This window comes from Nocardia sp. CA-107356 (assembly GCF_050946365.1).
Lineage (GTDB): Bacteria > Actinomycetota > Actinomycetes > Mycobacteriales > Mycobacteriaceae > Nocardia.
In genome coordinates, this window is sequence record NZ_CP191992.1 from 4,846,165 (window position 1) to 4,861,458 (window position 15,294).

General features: G+C 64.3%; 17 protein-coding genes and 2 pseudogenes. 10 read left to right on the forward strand and 9 right to left on the reverse strand.

From position 1 onward, the window contains the following. The first annotated feature begins 26 nt into the window (after positions 1-26). The 3 genes and pseudogenes from ACQP1G_RS21850 to ACQP1G_RS21860 form a co-directional block, all read left to right on the forward strand. Positions 27-338, forward strand: coding sequence for a thiamine pyrophosphate-binding protein (locus ACQP1G_RS21850; RefSeq protein ID WP_433207369.1), 312 nt, complete (start codon positions 27-29; stop codon positions 336-338). 53 nt (positions 339-391) lie between these two features. After that, positions 392-739: a carboxymuconolactone decarboxylase family protein gene (locus tag ACQP1G_RS21855; RefSeq protein ID WP_433207372.1), complete on the forward strand. Its 348-nt coding sequence runs from the start codon at positions 392-394 to the stop codon at positions 737-739. A gap of 101 nt (positions 740-840) precedes the next feature. Beyond that, positions 841-1,031: pseudogene (locus ACQP1G_RS21860) on the forward strand (TetR family transcriptional regulator); the annotation flags it as partial. Positions 1,032-1,110: 79 nt separating this feature from the next. Here the strand turns inward: ACQP1G_RS21860 and ACQP1G_RS21865 are convergent. After that, complete coding sequence (locus ACQP1G_RS21865) at positions 1,111-1,299, reverse strand: hypothetical protein (protein WP_433209620.1); 189 nt, start codon at positions 1,297-1,299, stop codon at positions 1,111-1,113. Between the two features lie 108 nt (positions 1,300-1,407). On the opposite strand from ACQP1G_RS21865, the gene ACQP1G_RS21870 reads away from it, so the two are divergent. The 3 genes from ACQP1G_RS21870 to ACQP1G_RS21880 all read left to right on the forward strand — a co-directional run bounded on the left by ACQP1G_RS21870 (position 1,408) and on the right by ACQP1G_RS21880 (position 4,465). Next, positions 1,408-2,607 (forward strand): PucR family transcriptional regulator, encoded by a 1,200-nt coding sequence (locus tag ACQP1G_RS21870; protein WP_433207375.1) that lies wholly within the window; start codon positions 1,408-1,410, stop codon positions 2,605-2,607. A gap of 113 nt (positions 2,608-2,720) precedes the next feature. Next, complete coding sequence (locus ACQP1G_RS21875) at positions 2,721-3,131, forward strand: hypothetical protein (RefSeq protein ID WP_433207378.1); 411 nt, start codon at positions 2,721-2,723, stop codon at positions 3,129-3,131. Next, positions 3,131-4,465, forward strand: coding sequence for a sensor histidine kinase (locus ACQP1G_RS21880; RefSeq protein WP_433208711.1), 1,335 nt, complete (start codon positions 3,131-3,133; stop codon positions 4,463-4,465). The genes ACQP1G_RS21875 and ACQP1G_RS21880 overlap by 1 nt, the downstream gene beginning before the upstream one ends. 37 nt (positions 4,466-4,502) lie before the next feature. Here ACQP1G_RS21880 and ACQP1G_RS21885 read toward each other — a convergent pair whose 3' ends face one another. Continuing rightward, a complete protein-coding gene (locus ACQP1G_RS21885; RefSeq protein ID WP_433207381.1) occupies positions 4,503-5,501 on the reverse strand; it encodes an NAD(P)-dependent oxidoreductase in 999 nt (332 codons plus the stop codon). 312 nt (positions 5,502-5,813) lie between these two features. Further along, positions 5,814-6,788, reverse strand: coding sequence for an aldo/keto reductase (locus ACQP1G_RS21890; RefSeq protein WP_433207384.1), 975 nt, complete (start codon positions 6,786-6,788; stop codon positions 5,814-5,816). A gap of 210 nt (positions 6,789-6,998) precedes the next feature. Here ACQP1G_RS21890 and ACQP1G_RS21895 point away from each other — a divergent pair, with 210 nt between their 5' ends. Then, positions 6,999-7,394, forward strand: a complete 396-nt coding sequence (locus ACQP1G_RS21895; protein WP_433207387.1) for a response regulator — start codon at positions 6,999-7,001, stop codon at positions 7,392-7,394. Here ACQP1G_RS21895 and ACQP1G_RS21900 read toward each other — a convergent pair. From ACQP1G_RS21900 to ACQP1G_RS21910, 3 genes are all read right to left on the reverse strand, one after another. After that, positions 7,372-8,028, reverse strand: a complete 657-nt coding sequence (locus tag ACQP1G_RS21900) for a response regulator (protein WP_433207390.1) — start codon at positions 8,026-8,028, stop codon at positions 7,372-7,374. The genes ACQP1G_RS21895 and ACQP1G_RS21900 overlap by 23 nt on opposite strands. A 137-nt stretch (positions 8,029-8,165) precedes the next feature. Further along, positions 8,166-9,623 carry a catalase gene (locus ACQP1G_RS21905; RefSeq protein ID WP_433207393.1) on the reverse strand — a complete coding sequence of 486 codons (1,458 nt, stop codon included), beginning with the start codon at positions 9,621-9,623 and terminating at the stop codon, positions 8,166-8,168. Positions 9,624-9,699: 76 nt separating this feature from the next. Then, positions 9,700-10,410: an MIP/aquaporin family protein gene (locus ACQP1G_RS21910; protein ID WP_433207396.1), complete on the reverse strand. Its 711-nt coding sequence runs from the start codon at positions 10,408-10,410 to the stop codon at positions 9,700-9,702. Positions 10,411-11,089: 679 nt separating this feature from the next. On the opposite strand from ACQP1G_RS21910, the pseudogene ACQP1G_RS21915 reads away from it, so the two are divergent. Together ACQP1G_RS21915 and ACQP1G_RS21920 are read left to right on the forward strand one after the other, a co-directional pair. Then, a pseudogene (locus ACQP1G_RS21915) lies at positions 11,090-11,260 on the forward strand (DNA starvation/stationary phase protection protein); the annotation flags it as partial. A 22-nt stretch (positions 11,261-11,282) separates the two neighbouring features. Beyond that, entirely contained in the window at positions 11,283-11,687 is a 405-nt protein-coding gene (locus ACQP1G_RS21920) for an SDR family NAD(P)-dependent oxidoreductase (protein WP_433208714.1), read from the forward strand. 19 nt (positions 11,688-11,706) lie between these two features. Here the strand turns inward: ACQP1G_RS21920 and ACQP1G_RS21925 are convergent, their stop codons facing one another. Further along, positions 11,707-12,138, reverse strand: coding sequence for a tautomerase family protein (locus ACQP1G_RS21925; protein WP_433207399.1), 432 nt, complete (start codon positions 12,136-12,138; stop codon positions 11,707-11,709). Between the two features lie 102 nt (positions 12,139-12,240). Between ACQP1G_RS21925 and ACQP1G_RS21930 the strand changes: the two genes are divergently transcribed. Next, positions 12,241-13,149, forward strand: a complete 909-nt coding sequence (locus ACQP1G_RS21930) for a LysR family transcriptional regulator (RefSeq protein ID WP_433207402.1) — start codon at positions 12,241-12,243, stop codon at positions 13,147-13,149. Positions 13,150-13,201: 52 nt separating this feature from the next. On the opposite strand, the gene ACQP1G_RS21935 is transcribed toward ACQP1G_RS21930, so the two are convergent. Then, positions 13,202-14,098 (reverse strand): alpha/beta fold hydrolase, encoded by an 897-nt coding sequence (locus ACQP1G_RS21935; protein ID WP_433207405.1) that lies wholly within the window; start codon positions 14,096-14,098, stop codon positions 13,202-13,204. Between the two features lie 383 nt (positions 14,099-14,481). Next, positions 14,482-15,282, reverse strand: coding sequence for an SDR family NAD(P)-dependent oxidoreductase (locus tag ACQP1G_RS21940; RefSeq protein WP_433207408.1), 801 nt, complete (start codon positions 15,280-15,282; stop codon positions 14,482-14,484). Positions 15,283-15,294 lie beyond the last annotated feature (12 nt).

Below are 15,294 nucleotides of genomic sequence, written 5' to 3' on the forward strand. Positions count from 1 at the left end.
GACTTAGAGAAGAAGGAACTGTCATCATGGCTGACTTCACCGTGGGAAAGTATCTGGCGACCCGGCTCGAGCAGATCGGACTCGAGCACTACTTCATGGTCCCCGGGGACTACAACCTGGTGGTGCTCGACGGGCTGCTGACCAACGAGAACCTCCAGCAGATCGGCTGCTGCAACGAGCTCAATGTCGCCTATGCCGCCGAGGGCTACGCCCGCGTCAACGGCTGCGGCGCCGTGTTCACCACCTACAACGTGGGCACGTACTCCGCGCTGAACGGGGTGGCTGGCGCCTACTCCGAACGCCTGCCGGTGATCTTCGTTTCCTCGGGCCGGCCATGACGTCAGCGTCTTCCGAGCTCATGTTGGGCGAGAGGGAGCACACATCGTTAAGCGTGCGGACGCGGGAAGTGGTGATCCTTGCCATAGGCGCCGTCTGGCAGGCTGACTACGAGCTGTACGCCCATTCTGTCGCCGCCCGCAAAGTCGGTATATCTGATGACGCCATCCGGGTGCTCGGCACCGGTGGAATACCCGACGACCTCAGCGAGGACGAGACGATCGCCGCAGAGGTCACGCGGCAGATTTCAACCCATCACCGTGTCGACGAAACACTGTACCGGCAGGCCGAAAGCCGCTTTGGCAAAAAAGGATTGACCGACATCGCCAACCTCATCGGCATCTACCACACAGTGTGCACAACGCTCAGCCTGTTCGAGATACCTGCTCCGCACGAGCAGTAGCAGGAACTGCGGTGAGCGACTCGCTCGTCGCTCGGTAAAAGGGACGAAAACGATGAGCCACAGACCGCGTAGAACGGGGCGAACAGCGCACCCGCGAGGCGTTGATCATAGCCGCGCAGCAATTCATTGCCGCCGGGAAATTCAACCGCCGGTACTGGACATCACCCAGGCCGCCGACGTCGGGATGGGCTCGTACTACAACCATTTCGACAGCAAGGAACAGCTGTTCCAGGTCGCGGTGAACGAGGTACTCGATCGCCAAGACGCCCTGCTGAACAACCTGAAGGCTGCGAATGGCGTGACACTCGCAGGTACGCCGTTGACGTTCCAGGGTATGAGTTCGAGTTCCCGATCGCGGCGGACATCGTCGGTCACACGGCGAGGTTGGTGCCGCAATTCGATATGGCGTACGCGTCCTGCAATCGCTCGACCAGCTTCATCGGCATGGGTGCCACCGTCGGCACCCTGGCCTCGGTGGCATTGACGCGGTCGGCGCTCTGGGCACTGTCGCAGGACAACTGCTGGTGACCGGACCGCTTGCGATCAGTGCGGCAATTCATGACTTCACTACTCTCTCCTAGCCGCCAGGTCGAATCGGTGCCTTGGGGTGGCACGATTACGGGGCGTGTTCATTGCGATCGGCGATCACCGCTGGCAGGCTCATGTTTGTGGACCACGCACTGGGTTCGCCGAGTGCAGGCGATTCGCTCGGTCGACAACAGGAGGGCCGAGACGAACTTCTGATATTGGCGTCGTACTACCTCGAGCGCTTGGACGATCAGGTCGACTCACTTGTCGCCCGGCTTCGTGAGCGGATGCCCGAATACGCAGCGGTGCCGACCGCGGAATTGCGGGCCTACACTGCGGCGATCATCCGGTCCGCACTCGAGCAACTACCCGTAACGGATGGCGGCCTCGACGCCGGTGGTATCCGTGCATTGCAGGAACTCGCACGAAGGCGTGTGGAGCAGGGCTTCCCGTTGGAAGCGCTCACCCGCAGCATTCAGATCTCGGCACGGTTCGTGCTGGACGCGCTCGACGAGGAAGCGTCGAAACGGGGACTTTCGGATCGGGTCGTCTTGGCGGCGCACGATCTTGCGTGGAGATTCGCCAACGATGCCGCCGGAGTCATCAATGCAGTTCGGCACGAAGTGGCGGTCGAGGCAGCGCGGAGAGACGCTGAACAGCGAGTGGACTTTCTGCGCGCACTGCTGCACGCGCAACTCTCTGCCGCTCGCATCAGTGTGGACGCCCGCACATTCGGGCTGGACCCGACGGCGAAGTACCAACCGTTGTGCGCCCGACCGGCCGATCAAAATGACTGGGCCGCACTGACGGCGGTGCTGCAGCGTACGTGCGCGACCCATGAACTCCTTCCCGTGGTCGCCGTTGTCGACGGTGATCTGGTGGCCGTCGTGCCGAAATGCCCTGTGGTCGGCGACAGATGGCTGGTTGCTACTGCGGAACCGGCAGGGCTCACCGACCTGGCTTATGCCTTCGATGAAGCGGTCTCGACGCTCGAAATCGCCCAGACCTTCGGGCTGACCGGGTTGGTCACAATCGCGGACCTGGGGCCGCTCCCGCTGGCGATGCTCGGTGCCGACACTGCCGCCCACCTCGAACACCGATACCTGCGCGCACTGGACGACGGTCAACCGGGTCGCCAGGACGTGGAGGACACGGTGTGGGATTTCCTCGAATACGACAGAAACCTCGACCAGACCGCGCTGGATCTGCACGTACACCGCAACACCGTGCGATACCGCCTCGCCCGGTTCCAGGAGTTGACCAACCTGGATCTGCGGTGCACCAGGGACGTCGTTCTGGCGTGGTGCTTGCTCGCCCACCGCCGAGTCCAGCGTTCGTAACCAATTTGGCTCAGCGTGCCAAATGTGCAGGTCCAGACGCTGTGCGGCCGGACATGGACTAGCCGCGGCCCGGCCATGAGCATAGGAACATGACTCCCTCCTCCCCACATGGCATGAGAGTCGGTCTATCCCAGCCGAACCCTGCCGGCAGGCCGATCCTCGACTACTACCTCGACGCTTTGCAGGTCACGCAGTTCACTGTCACCAGTCCCAATTCCGCCGAGTACGCGGCCACGACAACCGATGGAACCCGCGAAGACCGGTGGCTGCTGAGCTGGTTGCCGGAACGGATGCTGACGCTCGAGCAGGCGCTTTGCGCGATGGTGCTGGATGAGATTCTCATTGCCCACGAACTCGACAGTGACACCATGCTGCGCGTAATGCACGACCTCGCCGCCCATCTGGCGATGCCGCTGCACCAGATCCTCAGACGCCTGTCCGCCATCAAGAACGACGCAGGTTCCGAACCACGGGGTATGGCCGCATGGCAACGTCGAGCTGGCTACTACCGAGCCACCGCTTGATGGTGCCATCTGCGCGAACTCCGGTGCGAGCACAGTTGTTCGCACTGGTCGTACGCCCGGCATCTCCGACGCTTGCCGTAGGGATGGTGATCGCCGCCCTGTTCATCGGGGTCGAGACCCTCGCGGTTTGTGCACTCAATCGAACAACCGGCGCAGACGATTTCGGGGTGCTCTACCTGCTCGGCGCATTGGTGATCTCGACACGATGGGGGATCGGGCTGGCGGCCGCGACATCGATAGCCAGTGCCATCGCGTTCGACTACTTCCGTAACTGGCCCGTCGTGGAGTTCGCACCGATCGAGAACGGCATCGTGATCGCTGTCTTCTTGATGGTCGCGTTGTCGATGAACTTCGTCGCGGGTGTGGCCAGGGCACGCGCGGTCGAGGCCGATACGCGCCGCCGCGCGGCCGACCTCACCGCTGAGTTGGCCCGTATCATGTTGCGCTCCAGTGACATCCGGACCGCACTGGATATCGCCGAGCAATGCATTGCCCAGGCTCTCGGACTGGGTTTCGCGGCAATCGAGCTCGCGGAAATCCGTAGCCACGACCAGCGCTGGACGATCCCGTTGCACGATGGCAACACACCGCTCGGCACCTTGTCGGCGCCTGTCGACCTACCCGAGCCGACCCGGCGGTGTCTGCGAGAACGGGTAGCGCCCGCGCTGGAGACATTGCTTTGTGCCGCACGCGATCGCGAGGCCGTCAACCATGCGCTGATCGCCTCGCGTGCCCGCATCGTTGCGGCCGCTGATGAGGCTCGGCGCCGACTGGAGCGCGACCTGCACGACGGGGCGCAACAACGGTTGGTTTCCTTGGGACTCCAACTGCGCAGGACCCAGGCGTCCATGCCGCCCGAACTGGCATCCTTCCAGGCCGAACTCGACGGCATCGTGGCTGACTTGACCGGGATTTCGATGGAACTGCAAGAGATTTCGCGCGGGATTCATCCGGCGATCCTGGCCAAAGGCGGGCTCGGTCCCGCATTGAAGACGCTGGCGCGCCGCTGCGGCGTCCCGGTGGTCCTCGAGTTGGTGATCGAACGTCGGCTGCCCACATCGATCGAGGTTGGTGCGTATTACGTGGTCGCCGAGGCGCTGACCAACACCGCCAAGCATGCTCAGGCGTCAAATGTGAACGTGCGCGCGGAAATAGACGATGAGAAACTTTCGCTGCTCATACGCGACGACGGAAGAGGCGGCGCCGACCCCACCAAGGGATCGGGGCTCGTCGGCCTGATCGACCGCGTCGAGGCGCTCGGTGGCAATATGCGGATCGCCAGCCCGCCCGCCGCTGGGACAACGCTGCAAATCGCCATACCCGCGCGACGATGAGACGGTTGCGCACGCGCGGGTTCCAGCGCCTCGCCGCTCAGCCTGCCGCTCGAGTTGCCGAACAGTAGAGGTCTGCGACAGCTGCGATGTCGGCGTTAAGGCCGGAGGATGCCGCGGCCGCGTACTGGCGCTGGACCACGGCGGCCACCGGCAATTCCATATCGGCCTGGTGTGCGAGGCCGAGCGCCAATCCTGCGTCCTTGGCTCCGAGCGCGGTGGCCCACCAGCCGTCATGTGAACCGGTCAGTACACTCTCGAATCGGTTCTGCAGCGCGGGCGCGACCGCTGGGCTGGCGCCGAGCAGATCCCGCAGTTGATCCTCCGAGAGGCCTCCCGAACGGCCTACGACAAACGATTCGGCGAGCGCGACGACTCCCGATAGCAGCAATAGATTGGCCGTCAGCTTGGCGACGATCGCAAGCGGCGCGGTGTCGTAACGGCGGCTGTTGTCCGATAGCGAGGAAACCATCGCACCAAGGCGGTCGATAACGCTGTCGTCGCCGCCGAGTAGGAACACCGCCTGCCCGGCGGTCACTGCCGCGGGGCTGCCGACGACGGGCATGGCGACGAAGCGGTCAGGGAAGGACGCCGCGAGCTCGCCGCTGAGTGTCGGTGAGATCGTGGAGCTGTCGATGTAGATGGTCCTCGGGTCGATCGATGACCGCAGTTCCCCCAGCGCGACCGCCCGGACCGCCGGATCGTTGGCCAGCATGGTGATCACTACATCCGCCTCGGCGACGGCGTCGGCGATGGTCGGTTTTTCTTCGGCGCCCGCGGAAAGAAGTTCCCCGGCTTTGCCTCTCGTCCGATTCCACACCGCCACCCGGTGCCCGTCCTGGAGCAAACGTTGTGCCAGCGCCCGGCCCATCCGTCCGATACCCAACACTGCGATGTCCATACCGGTCTCCTTGCTCGTGAGTGTTCTTTCGGAGCGGCTCGACGAGCCGCGCATACCCATGCTCTCCCGCGCAGGTGCGCGGGTCATTGCCGCTACCTGGCGATTCGAGGCTGCCGCTGGCCGGAGTAGCCGGCACATGCTGGCGGTCGGCCGTTTTGCTCGTTGTCGGCGCAGTGGCGGCCGGTGCTGGGCAGGGCATCGGCTTCAGCAATGGAGTTTCGCGGGACTACCGATGTGACCCCCGCTCATCACTGAGCGGGGGTCACATCCGCACTGTTCGTCGTCGCTTACCTCGCCATCTCGTTCCCGCAGTCGGTAAGGGCTTGGCAGCGTATACGTGGGGTCTGCGGACCGTGGGCCGCCGCCTTCGCCGCCGCTGTCGCAGCGCTTGCGGTCGCCGCGGCATCCCGGCCTGGTCGGGCAGGCGCTACAAGCTCGAATGTTCGGCTGTCACACGCTCTCCGGTGACGGTCCGGAGACCGGCGTTGCCCCCGACATGATCTTGTCGATCTCGTCGAGGTCGGCCACGCTGAGCGAAACGTCCACCGCACCAAGGCTGTCTTCGACGTGGTCGACCCGCCGGGCGCCGACTATCGCGACATGGACGGCCGGGTTCGCCAAAGTCCAGGCAATCGCCAGCTGACTTACGGTGACTCCCCGCTCGGTGGCGAATGCCTGTAGCGCCTGCACCGTCATCAGATTCTGGTGGAATTCGGCACCATGGAAGACCGTGCTCGTGCTGCGCCAGTCGTCATCGGCGAATGTCGTATCCGCAGTCATAGTCCCGGTCAGTAAGCCGTGCGCCAGCGGTCCGTACACGAGAACAGCGATGTCGTTCGCCTGGCAATAAGGAAGCGGATCTTCCTCGATGTCGCGCCGGAACAGGTCATAGGGCGACTGCAGAGTCTCGACCGGAAAGGTAGTGGCGAACTCCGCCATCTGGGCCGCATCGAAATTGGACACCCCGACGTGGCCGATCTTGCCTTGGGCGACGAGGTCGGCCAGGACACCCGCCGTTTCGGCGATCGGCACCGCCGGATCGGGCCAATGCACCTGGTAGAGGTCGATGTGGTCGACGCCGAGTGCGGCCAGGCTGGAGTCCACGCCCCTGCATAGCCAGTCCCGGCTGGCGTCGCGGACCAAGCCGGTGTCGGTCCGGCGCAAGCCGCCCTTGGTGGCCAGTACGAGTTCGTCGCGATGGCTGACGAGTTCGCTGCCCAATGCTTTGCCGAGGAGCAATTCGGACGCGCCGAAACCGTACGCCTGCGCGGTATCGAAGAAGTTGACGCCCAGATCGCGGGCACGGCGGATCGCGGCGATCGCCGCATCCTCGTCGAAGCGGCCCCAGTCGCCGCCGAGCTGCCATGTGCCGAACGCGATTCGGGAGACGTCGAGTCCACTTGTTCCCAAAGTCGTTGTCTTCATATCACTCTCCAGATCTCTCGATAGGGACGTTGTCACTGTCACTCTTCGGTGGGCGCTTTGTCGCCACCGCCAGCGCCCATCGCTACCTCCGGGCAGCAGGTATCCGAGTACGGCCGGCCGCCCTCGATCAAGCGAGAAGTCGCGGCGCGCGGCGGAAATTTGCAGGTGGCGGTAATGCGCGACCACCGCCAGCTCAGACAGACTTCGGGCATGATGTCGCGGTTACGTTGCCTGCTCGTCGATGACAGCTCACATTTCCTGGACGCCGCTCGCAACCTGCTCGAGCAGCAAGGCATCTCGGTCGTCGGTGTCGCGTCGACGAGCGCCGAGGCGTTGCGGCGCAGCGAGCAACTTCGACCCGATGTCGCGCTGGTAGACATCGGTCTCGGCGCCGACAGTGGCTTCGACATTGCCGAACGACTCGACCGGACCATTGCGGTGATCGTGATCTCCACCCACGACCGACAGGACTTCGCGGATTTGATCACTCGGAGCCCGGCGGTCGGCTTTCTGTCCAAGGCGGAACTGTCCGCTGACGCTGTGAAGGAGCTCCTGCGCGACCGGGGCTTTGCGCCGGATCGGGTCAGCGCGCCTCGAGGAAGGTGATCACCGCGAGCACACGGCGGTGATCGTCTCCGGTTTCGGGCAGGTTCAGTTTGGTAAGAATGCTTCGCACGTGCTTCTCGACCGTGCCCTCGGTGACCCACAACTGCCGTGCGATACCGGCATTGGAACGACCCTCGGCCATCAACGCCAGGACTTCCCGCTCGCGTGTGCTCAGCGCCGCGAGCGGATCGTTGCGTCGTCGGGCCGACACCAGCTCGGTCACCAATACCGGGTCGACAACTGAGGCACCCTTGGCGATTCGCTGGAGTGTGTCGAGGAAATCCTCGACATCGGTGACCCGGTTCTTGAGGAGGTAGCCGACGCCACCACCGCTGGCCAGCAGCTCCATCGCGTGCTCCACGTCGGAGTGCGCCGACAGGACCAGGATGCCGGTTTCCGGAAGCTCCGCACGGATCTCCCGTGCCGCGTCGAGACCTTCGGTGGTGTGCGTCGGTGGCATGCGGATGTCGACGATCACCAGGTCGGGCACGTTCGTCCGAACCAGTGTGAGCAGGCCCGCCGCATCCTCGGCCTGCCCGACGACATCGAGCCCTGCCTGCGTGAGCAGACTGGCCAGACCCGCGCGGAGCAGGACATCATCATCGGCCAGGAGCACCCGCAGCGCCGTCGTCACTGGATTCTCGCCTCCTCTATGCGTGGATCGGGCCGAGCACCTGTTGCCGGGGACGGTACTGGCGCGTGGTGCTCGTGGTGGCTGAACGCGACTACTTGGAATGAAGCTCGGCGTGGCAAGTACATCGAGCGCGGACATCAGGTCGACTCGCTTCGCACGGCGGCCTCGATCTTCTCGCCGGTCTCCTTGTCGATGTGCTTCCAATACTCGAAGGCCCGCAGCAGGACCGGCTCCGATACTCCGTTGCGTAGATGGCTCGCGACATTGGATACCAGCCGCTCGCGGGCGGCGTCATCGAGCACCTCGCGGACCATGGTGGCCGCCTGGCCGTAGTCGTCGTCCTCCGCGTGCAGCGTGTACGCGGCTCTGACCATATCGCCATCGCTGTCCCAGAGCGCCTCGGCGGCGCGCAACGGGTCGGCCTGCGGCCCGCCGTAGGAGTTCGGCGCATAAACCGGGTCCGAGACGTTATTGATTCGCATCACGCCGTCTTTGGAATAGCTGTGCACCTCCACCCTTGGTGAGTTCACCGGAATCTGTTTGTAGTTGACGCCGAGGCGGGCGCGATGTGCGTCGGCGTAGGCGAAGCCACGCGCGAGCAGCATTTTGTCCGGGCTGAGGCCGGTGCCGGGCACCTGATTGTTGGGTTCGAACGCGGCCTGCTCGATTTCAGTGTGATAGTCGGTGACGTTGCGGTCCAGAGTCAGCCTGCCGACCTCGATCAGGGGGTAGTCGCTATGGGGCCAGACCTTGGTCAGGTCGAACGGGTTGAACCGGTAGCTCCCCGCGTCCTCGAACGGCATCACCTGCATCTCGAGTGTCCAGCTCGGGTAGTTCCCGCGTTCGATCGTTCGGTAGAGATCGCGCTGGTGATAGTCGGGGTCGGCCCCGGCCAGCTGGTCTGCCTCGGCCTGGGTGAGGAATTCGATGCCCTGATCGCTGATGAAGTGGTACTTCACCCAAGAAATCTTGCCGGCGGCGTTGATCCAGCTGTAGGTGTGGCTGGAGTAGCCGTTCATGTGTCGCCAAGTCCTCGGGATGCCTCGATCGCCCATCAGCCAGCTCAGCATGTGCGCCGATTCCGGAACCAATGTCCAGAAATCCCACTGCATGTCGTTGTCGCGCAGGTTGTTCGCCGCGCGCCGCTTCTGGGAACGGATGAAGTGCTGGAACTTCAACGGGTCGCGAATGAAGAAAACCGGTGTGTTGTTGCCGACGATGTCGAGATTGCCCTCCGACGTGTAGAACCGCAACGAGAACCCGCGCGGGTCGCGCCAGGTATCGGGTGTACCGCGTTCACCGGCGACGGTGGAGAACCGAATCAGCGTGTCGGTCTTGGTCCCTGGGGAGAATACCGCTGCCCTGGTATACGCACTGACGTCGTTGGTCACCTCGAAACGACCGAATGCGCCGCCACCCTTGGCATGCGGTTGGCGCTCCGGGATTCGTTCCCGGTTGAAGTTGGCCATCTGTTCGATCAGGTAATGGTCCTGCAGCAGGATCGGACCGTCGGGCCCGACGGTCAGTGAAAGCCCGTCACTGGGCACTGGGATACCGGCATCTGTTGTCGTCGGCTCGGGCACTGCGTTGCTCATGTGAATTCCTACTCGTGTTGGTCGAACGTCTCGGTGAAACGGTCGGAAAGGAAGGTGGAATCGACGCCCGGATCAGCTATCTGTCATCGGGGTTGAGTCCCAAGAAGGCGACCCCGGCAGCGACGCCGCCGATGACCTGCGCGACCAGATAGACCCACAGCGTCGGCCAGGCGAAGACGTTCATCACGCCAGCGCCGACGGTGACCGCTGGGTTGAACGCACCACCGGAAATGGAGCCGACCGCTATCGCGCCCGCCACCACGGTGAAACCGATCGCCAGGCCGTAGAACGAATTGACCGGATGGCTTTTGCTGGTGGCGACATTGAGCACGACGTAGCAGAGCGCAAAGGTGAAAAGCATTTCCACGACAAATGCCGCGGTCAGCCTGTGGCCGGACAGCGTCATTGTTGTGATCGGCTGTATGGGGTCGACGAATGCCCGCACCACCACGGCGGCGAGCAGTCCTGCGCCGAACTGCGATATCCAGTACGCCGTCGCATCACGCGGGCCGATTCGACGGCGCACCAGCGCCGCAAGGGTCACCGCGGGGTTGTAATGCCCGCCCGAGAGATGGCCGCCTGCATAGATCATCACCATCAGGGCCGCCCCGATGGCCAGTGGGGTCAGCGGGCTGTGGCTGCCGACCGCGGACCCGACCGTGAAGACCACAAAGAAGGTCCCGATCGCTTCGACCGCGTACTTCACCGCAGACCGAGGAGTGGCGGGCGCCTCGGCGACGTCCTGGACGATAACCGGAATCGATGATTGTGCTTTAACGATATTCATGGCTATCAGAATTGCGCCGCGGGCAACGAGAGTCGCCACCGCTGACGCCCATCGCCTATTCCTGCCAGCGGTAGTCCCTGCCTGCCCGCAAGCTGTAAACGGAGCTGTGCCGCGGCGCCGGCATCAACAGCGAGACGCGATCAGCCCCTTCATCGCTGGCTGCACCCGTTGCAGCACAACGGATTCCGCGACTGCCGAATCGGTATCTTTCGACCGCTGTTGTTCGTACCGATGGACCATCCTCGGTCGAGCCATCGCGCGGCATCAGCAGCACCGGCCATATCGCGTCCGGTCGCGACCTCCGGCCACGATCGGATGCGCCACCCAGAAACCGACAGCGCATCCGGTTCAGTGAGGAAGCTGCGACTACCTCGGCGGCATGAACTCAGTATCCTCCCGCGCCGCGATCGGACAATCGGGTGGTCGCTCCGGTCGAGAGCAGTTCGCGGCAGCGGGTAGGCGATCTTTCCGGGTGGCTGGTGCGGTGAATGGGCGTCAGCGCTAGCGACACGAGTGTGTCGACCGGTGATGCTGATAGCGGACGGGGAACAAGGCGCAGGTCGAAGCCACCTATCTGTGCACCACGACGGCGGCCGAACACCACGGCCGCCGCGTTCCCCGACAGTTCCACTACCGATTGCCCCGGTCGATCGGGGTCCGTCACGAAATGGGAGCAACCATGTCCACCACGTCGATCTTCCACACCTCCGCAGTCGCCACCTCGGGGTTCCGCGCTTCGCCGCGGCTACACGCGAACCTGCAACAGGTCCTTGCCGATCTCGTCGCCTTGCATTTGCTGGGCAAGCAAGCGCACTGGAACGTCGTCGGCCACAATTTCCGCGACTTGCATCGCCTTCAGTGCCGCAGTGGAGATGGGCTTCCCGCGGACGCTCTACGTCGCGGCCAAGGCCGCCACGGTGGCGTTCACCCGCGCCCTCGCCCTCGAACTCGAGGGCACGGGCGTCACCACGACCGTCGTCTGTCCCGGTCTGGTCGACACCGAATGGAACCGGGGCAGCAATGCCGCCGACTCGCGTGCGATGCCACCGGCGATGCCGCGCGGGCATTGTGGACAGCGCACCGCCGCCGCGAATTACTGTGTTTCCCAGGCATCGACGACCTCGAGCTCATCGACGACTGGATCCGAGCGGAGCCCCAGCTCCTCCTGCACGGAAATCACGCCCAGCTGGCGAGCCGCTACCGTGCCACCGAGGTTCTCTGACAGCCGCTTTCGGTGGCCCGACCAATGGAGGTCGCCAGGGACTGCCGACTGCTGAGCTTATTCGCCGGGACCGATCAGTTGATGGTTCCCGCTCGGACTGCCTCGGGGCTCATTCGGGTGTCGAAGCCGGTTTCGGGGTCGATTGTTCGGGCGGTCGACCACCAATTCTCGGCTGCGGTCTCGAGGATGGTCATGAGGATGTCATCGCGTCGCAGGCCGGGGTTTTCGACCAACCGGTCGGCGATTGTGGTGAAGAGTGCCTTCTTCTGTTCGGCGGGCCGGACATTGAACGTCATCCGGATGATGACCGACTCGTCGCTGCGCCCGATGCCCCAGAAGACCGGTGCGTGCAGCATATTTTCGGCGGGCAGACTGTGGATGACATGGAAGAAGTCGTCCTCGGGAATCTGGAACACCTCGATCATGGATTGGTGAATGCCCGCCGAAATCGCCTTGCGATATTCGGGGGTAGTGCCGTCACGGAGATAGATCTCTGCGAAGGGCATGGGATCTCCTTGAAATCTGTTGGGGGTGAACAACATCGAATCTATGGCCCAGCAGCACATGCGGCCAACGAATGTTCGGCATGCTGGGTATGATGGATCCTCATGGAGCTGTCGTTGACGGGCCTGCGGGTGCTGCGCGAGATCGCCGAGTGCGGCAGCTTCACCGCGGCTGGACAGCATCTGGGCTACACCCAGTCCGCGGTCTCTCGTCAGGTGGCCGCACTGGAGCGCGCGGCCGGTGAGACATTGTTCGACCGCCGCCGCGATGGTGTGCGGCTCACCCCGATGGGGCGAATCCTGTTGCGGCACGCGGTGACCGCGCTCGATGCGATGGATGCGGCCGCACGTGAGCTGACGGGCGCGGCCCGGGCCGGTGGGGTGGTGCGGCTGGGCATGTTCATCAGCGCGGGTGCACTGGTGGTGCCGCGCGCGCTCACCGCGCTGCGCCGCACTCATCCCGATCTCACCGTCACCACCCGCGAAGGCACGACCCCTGCCCTGGTTCGGGGCCTGCGAGCACGCACCCTCGACCTGGCCGTGCTGTCGTCAACTCCGCCGTATCGCCGGTTCGACGCCGAGACACCGCCGTTGGATGTCGCGGCTTTGGCCGAAGCCACACTCCGAGTGGCGGTAGCCGTAAACAGCCCACTCGCCGAACGGGATCCGGTCCCGGTCGCGGAGCTGACCGATCAGGTCTGGATCGCGAGCCCGCCCACCGGCAGCGAGCCACTGCTCGGTGTCTGGCCCGGCCTCCCCGGTCGCCCGCGCATCGGTCATACCGCGCGCGACTGGCTGACCAAGCTGCAACTGGTCGAGGCGGAATGCGGAATCACCACGGTTCCAGTGAGTCTCGCGCAAGCCGTGCCTGCCGGTGTGCGGCTGATCGGCGTCGAGGGCGGCTCGGATGAACGGCGTCGAATGGTGGTCGCTCGACTGCCTGGCCCGCGCTCGCCAGCAGTCGATGCGGTGGCGCAAGCTCTCCGGCGTGAAGTAGCAGAACTGCTGCGCTGAGGCGAACCATCCGCGCCGACGACGAACCATGCCTGTTCGGCGGGATTCGGTGCTAGTGGATCCGTCCGATCATGTCCATGACCGCTTTGCCGACCACATCCGGACGGTCGATCGGGATCTCGTGAGATCTGTTGTCCGCGACGATGAGTCGGCGGTAGGGTGCGGCCGCAGTGAACTGTGCCTGGGCATTTCTCCAAAGTTGAGCGTCCTCGGGGGCCTCGAACGGGGTCGAGGAGGAGACGAGGATGACGGCGAGAATGCCCTGTGGCCAAGACATTTGGTGATAGGCGAGATGGGTTGGACCGTAATCGGCTGCCTGAGCGAGTAGTTCGCGAGTCTGTTTCGTGGATGGCTGATCGCGCAAGGCTGCGATCTGCTGCTCGTTGGCGGCCACGATCTTGGCCGTTTCATCGTCGGTGAAGAACTCGGGAAGGTTGGCATCGACGAGTACGGCACCAGAAACCTGGTCCGGATACTCGTTGACGATATATGTCGCGACCTCGCCCGCCAGCGAATGCGAAACCAGGACCACGTCGTGGGGCAATCCGAGTTGTGTCAGCCCGGCTCGCAGGTCCGCCGCCGCATCCCGCGGACTCCAGGGTCCAGGGATTTCGTCGCTTCGACCTGTCCCGGCGCGATCGTAGGTGATGATCTGCGACCCGGTCTCGCGGGCGAGTTCGGGTGCCAGGGTTTTCCAGTAGGAAGCGTCCGCGCCGCCACCCGCATCGAGCACGATTGCGGGTAGTTGTCCCGGGATGACGTAGAAGGCGAGCTCGTGGCCGTTGTTCGGAATCATGTGCAGCACAGCGTCATAGGAGTGCTCGGACGCCCCTGCGTCGGTTCGTGCGGATGACCCGCACGCGGTGAGTGCGGTCGCAATCAGCGTCGCGAATGCCACGATCTTCGCGGCCTGCAACGTAAACCTATGTCGCGCGATGTTTTCAACCATCGTCTCCGCCTCGATCTGCACGCTTCAACCCTCCGCCGCCTGCAGGTGCGGGAATCTGCTGTTGGTGTTTCCATCTGCCGACGGAGGTGTGCGAGCTCCGTCTTCGGTGGGAATCTAGCTGTCATCACCTACCGGGACGCCGGAAATGTACAGAACCCGTCCGAGGCTGATCAGGTCATGTGGGGACAAATAGTGTCCGACAATGGCTTTCGGGTGATGGCCTTCGACGTCCCTGCGCAGCTGCCGTGGAGCCGGGGTGAGAACTCCTTCTTCGTGTCCGGGCGGGGCGATCCCACCCGGACCCGGCGCGCATGGCACATGCCCGAGTGCACGCGCCTGCCTCACGGCGGGCGATCGCTGGCGTCATCCCGTGCCGGTTCGGGTTATCGGTCGGTCCGGGTCATTCCGGCCATCAGCAGTACACCCCGGCGGCGACTGAGCATCCGGCCGAGGGCTGTCGCGATCCTGTCGCCGCGGCCAGGAATGGTACTGGGTCCGGGGTTTCGGCGATCGAGCGCGCGCAAGGCGCTCGTGACAACCTGTTCGGGTGTGTCGCGCCGGGTACCGCCCGCCGCGGCGTCATTGCCGATGACCTCGAAGAATTCGGTCGCGGTCGCACCCGGCGACAACGCCATCACCCGCAGCCCGGTCTCGAGCGATTCCTGCCACAGCGCCTCGGTGAAGTTCAGTACGAACGCCTTGCTCGCCGCGTAGACGGCCATGTTCGGGACGGGCAGATACGCCGCCATGCTGGCGACATTGAGCAGGACTCCATTGCCCGTCTGTCGGAGCTGGTCGATGAAGGCCCGGCTGATATCGACGACAGCCGCGATATCGACGGCGACTTCCGCTTGCAGCCGTTCTGGATCCTCTCGGTGGAAGGGCCCGAAGGTGCCGAAACCGGCGTTGTTGATCACGCTGGTGACGGGCAGGGCCCGAGCCGAGACCTCTGCGGCGAGTGCACGGCCCGCGCCGGGCAGGCTCAGGTCGAGGGGGATGGGCGTGACCCGAATGCCATGGGCCGCAGCGAGTTCGGTGGCCAGCGCGTCGAGCCGGTCCGCGCGGCGCGCGACCAGGATCAGATCGGAGCCGCGGGCGGCCAGTTGACGGGCGAATTCGGCACCGAGTCCGGCGCTCGCTCCGGTGATGACGGTGGTCTGTCCGCGGTATTCGACGGCGGTCATGGATCCTCCTAG

Excerpts from the sequence above, each read along its gene's own strand:
- ACQP1G_RS21905 (WP_433207393.1), bottom strand. The coding sequence starts at position 9,623 with ATGAGCAACGCAGTGCCCGAGCCGACGACAACAGATGCCGGTATCCCA.
- ACQP1G_RS21895 (WP_433207387.1), top strand. The coding sequence starts at position 6,999 with ATGATGTCGCGGTTACGTTGCCTGCTCGTCGATGACAGCTCACATTTC.
- ACQP1G_RS21925 (WP_433207399.1), bottom strand. The coding sequence starts at position 12,138 with ATGCCCTTCGCAGAGATCTATCTCCGTGACGGCACTACCCCCGAATAT.
- ACQP1G_RS21850 (WP_433207369.1), top strand. The coding sequence starts at position 27 with ATGGCTGACTTCACCGTGGGAAAGTATCTGGCGACCCGGCTCGAGCAG.
- ACQP1G_RS21920 (WP_433208714.1), top strand. The coding sequence starts at position 11,283 with ATGGGCTTCCCGCGGACGCTCTACGTCGCGGCCAAGGCCGCCACGGTG.
- ACQP1G_RS21935 (WP_433207405.1), bottom strand. The coding sequence starts at position 14,098 with ATGGTTGAAAACATCGCGCGACATAGGTTTACGTTGCAGGCCGCGAAG.
- ACQP1G_RS21910 (WP_433207396.1), bottom strand. The coding sequence starts at position 10,410 with ATGAATATCGTTAAAGCACAATCATCGATTCCGGTTATCGTCCAGGAC.
- ACQP1G_RS21885 (WP_433207381.1), bottom strand. The coding sequence starts at position 5,501 with ATGTGCCGGCTACTCCGGCCAGCGGCAGCCTCGAATCGCCAGGTAGCG.
- ACQP1G_RS21930 (WP_433207402.1), top strand. The coding sequence starts at position 12,241 with ATGGAGCTGTCGTTGACGGGCCTGCGGGTGCTGCGCGAGATCGCCGAG.
- ACQP1G_RS21875 (WP_433207378.1), top strand. The coding sequence starts at position 2,721 with ATGAGAGTCGGTCTATCCCAGCCGAACCCTGCCGGCAGGCCGATCCTC.
- ACQP1G_RS21865 (WP_433209620.1), bottom strand. The coding sequence starts at position 1,299 with ATGAATTGCCGCACTGATCGCAAGCGGTCCGGTCACCAGCAGTTGTCC.
- ACQP1G_RS21940 (WP_433207408.1), bottom strand. The coding sequence starts at position 15,282 with ATGACCGCCGTCGAATACCGCGGACAGACCACCGTCATCACCGGAGCG.
- ACQP1G_RS21880 (WP_433208711.1), top strand. The coding sequence starts at position 3,131 with ATGGTGCCATCTGCGCGAACTCCGGTGCGAGCACAGTTGTTCGCACTG.
- ACQP1G_RS21890 (WP_433207384.1), bottom strand. The coding sequence starts at position 6,788 with ATGAAGACAACGACTTTGGGAACAAGTGGACTCGACGTCTCCCGAATC.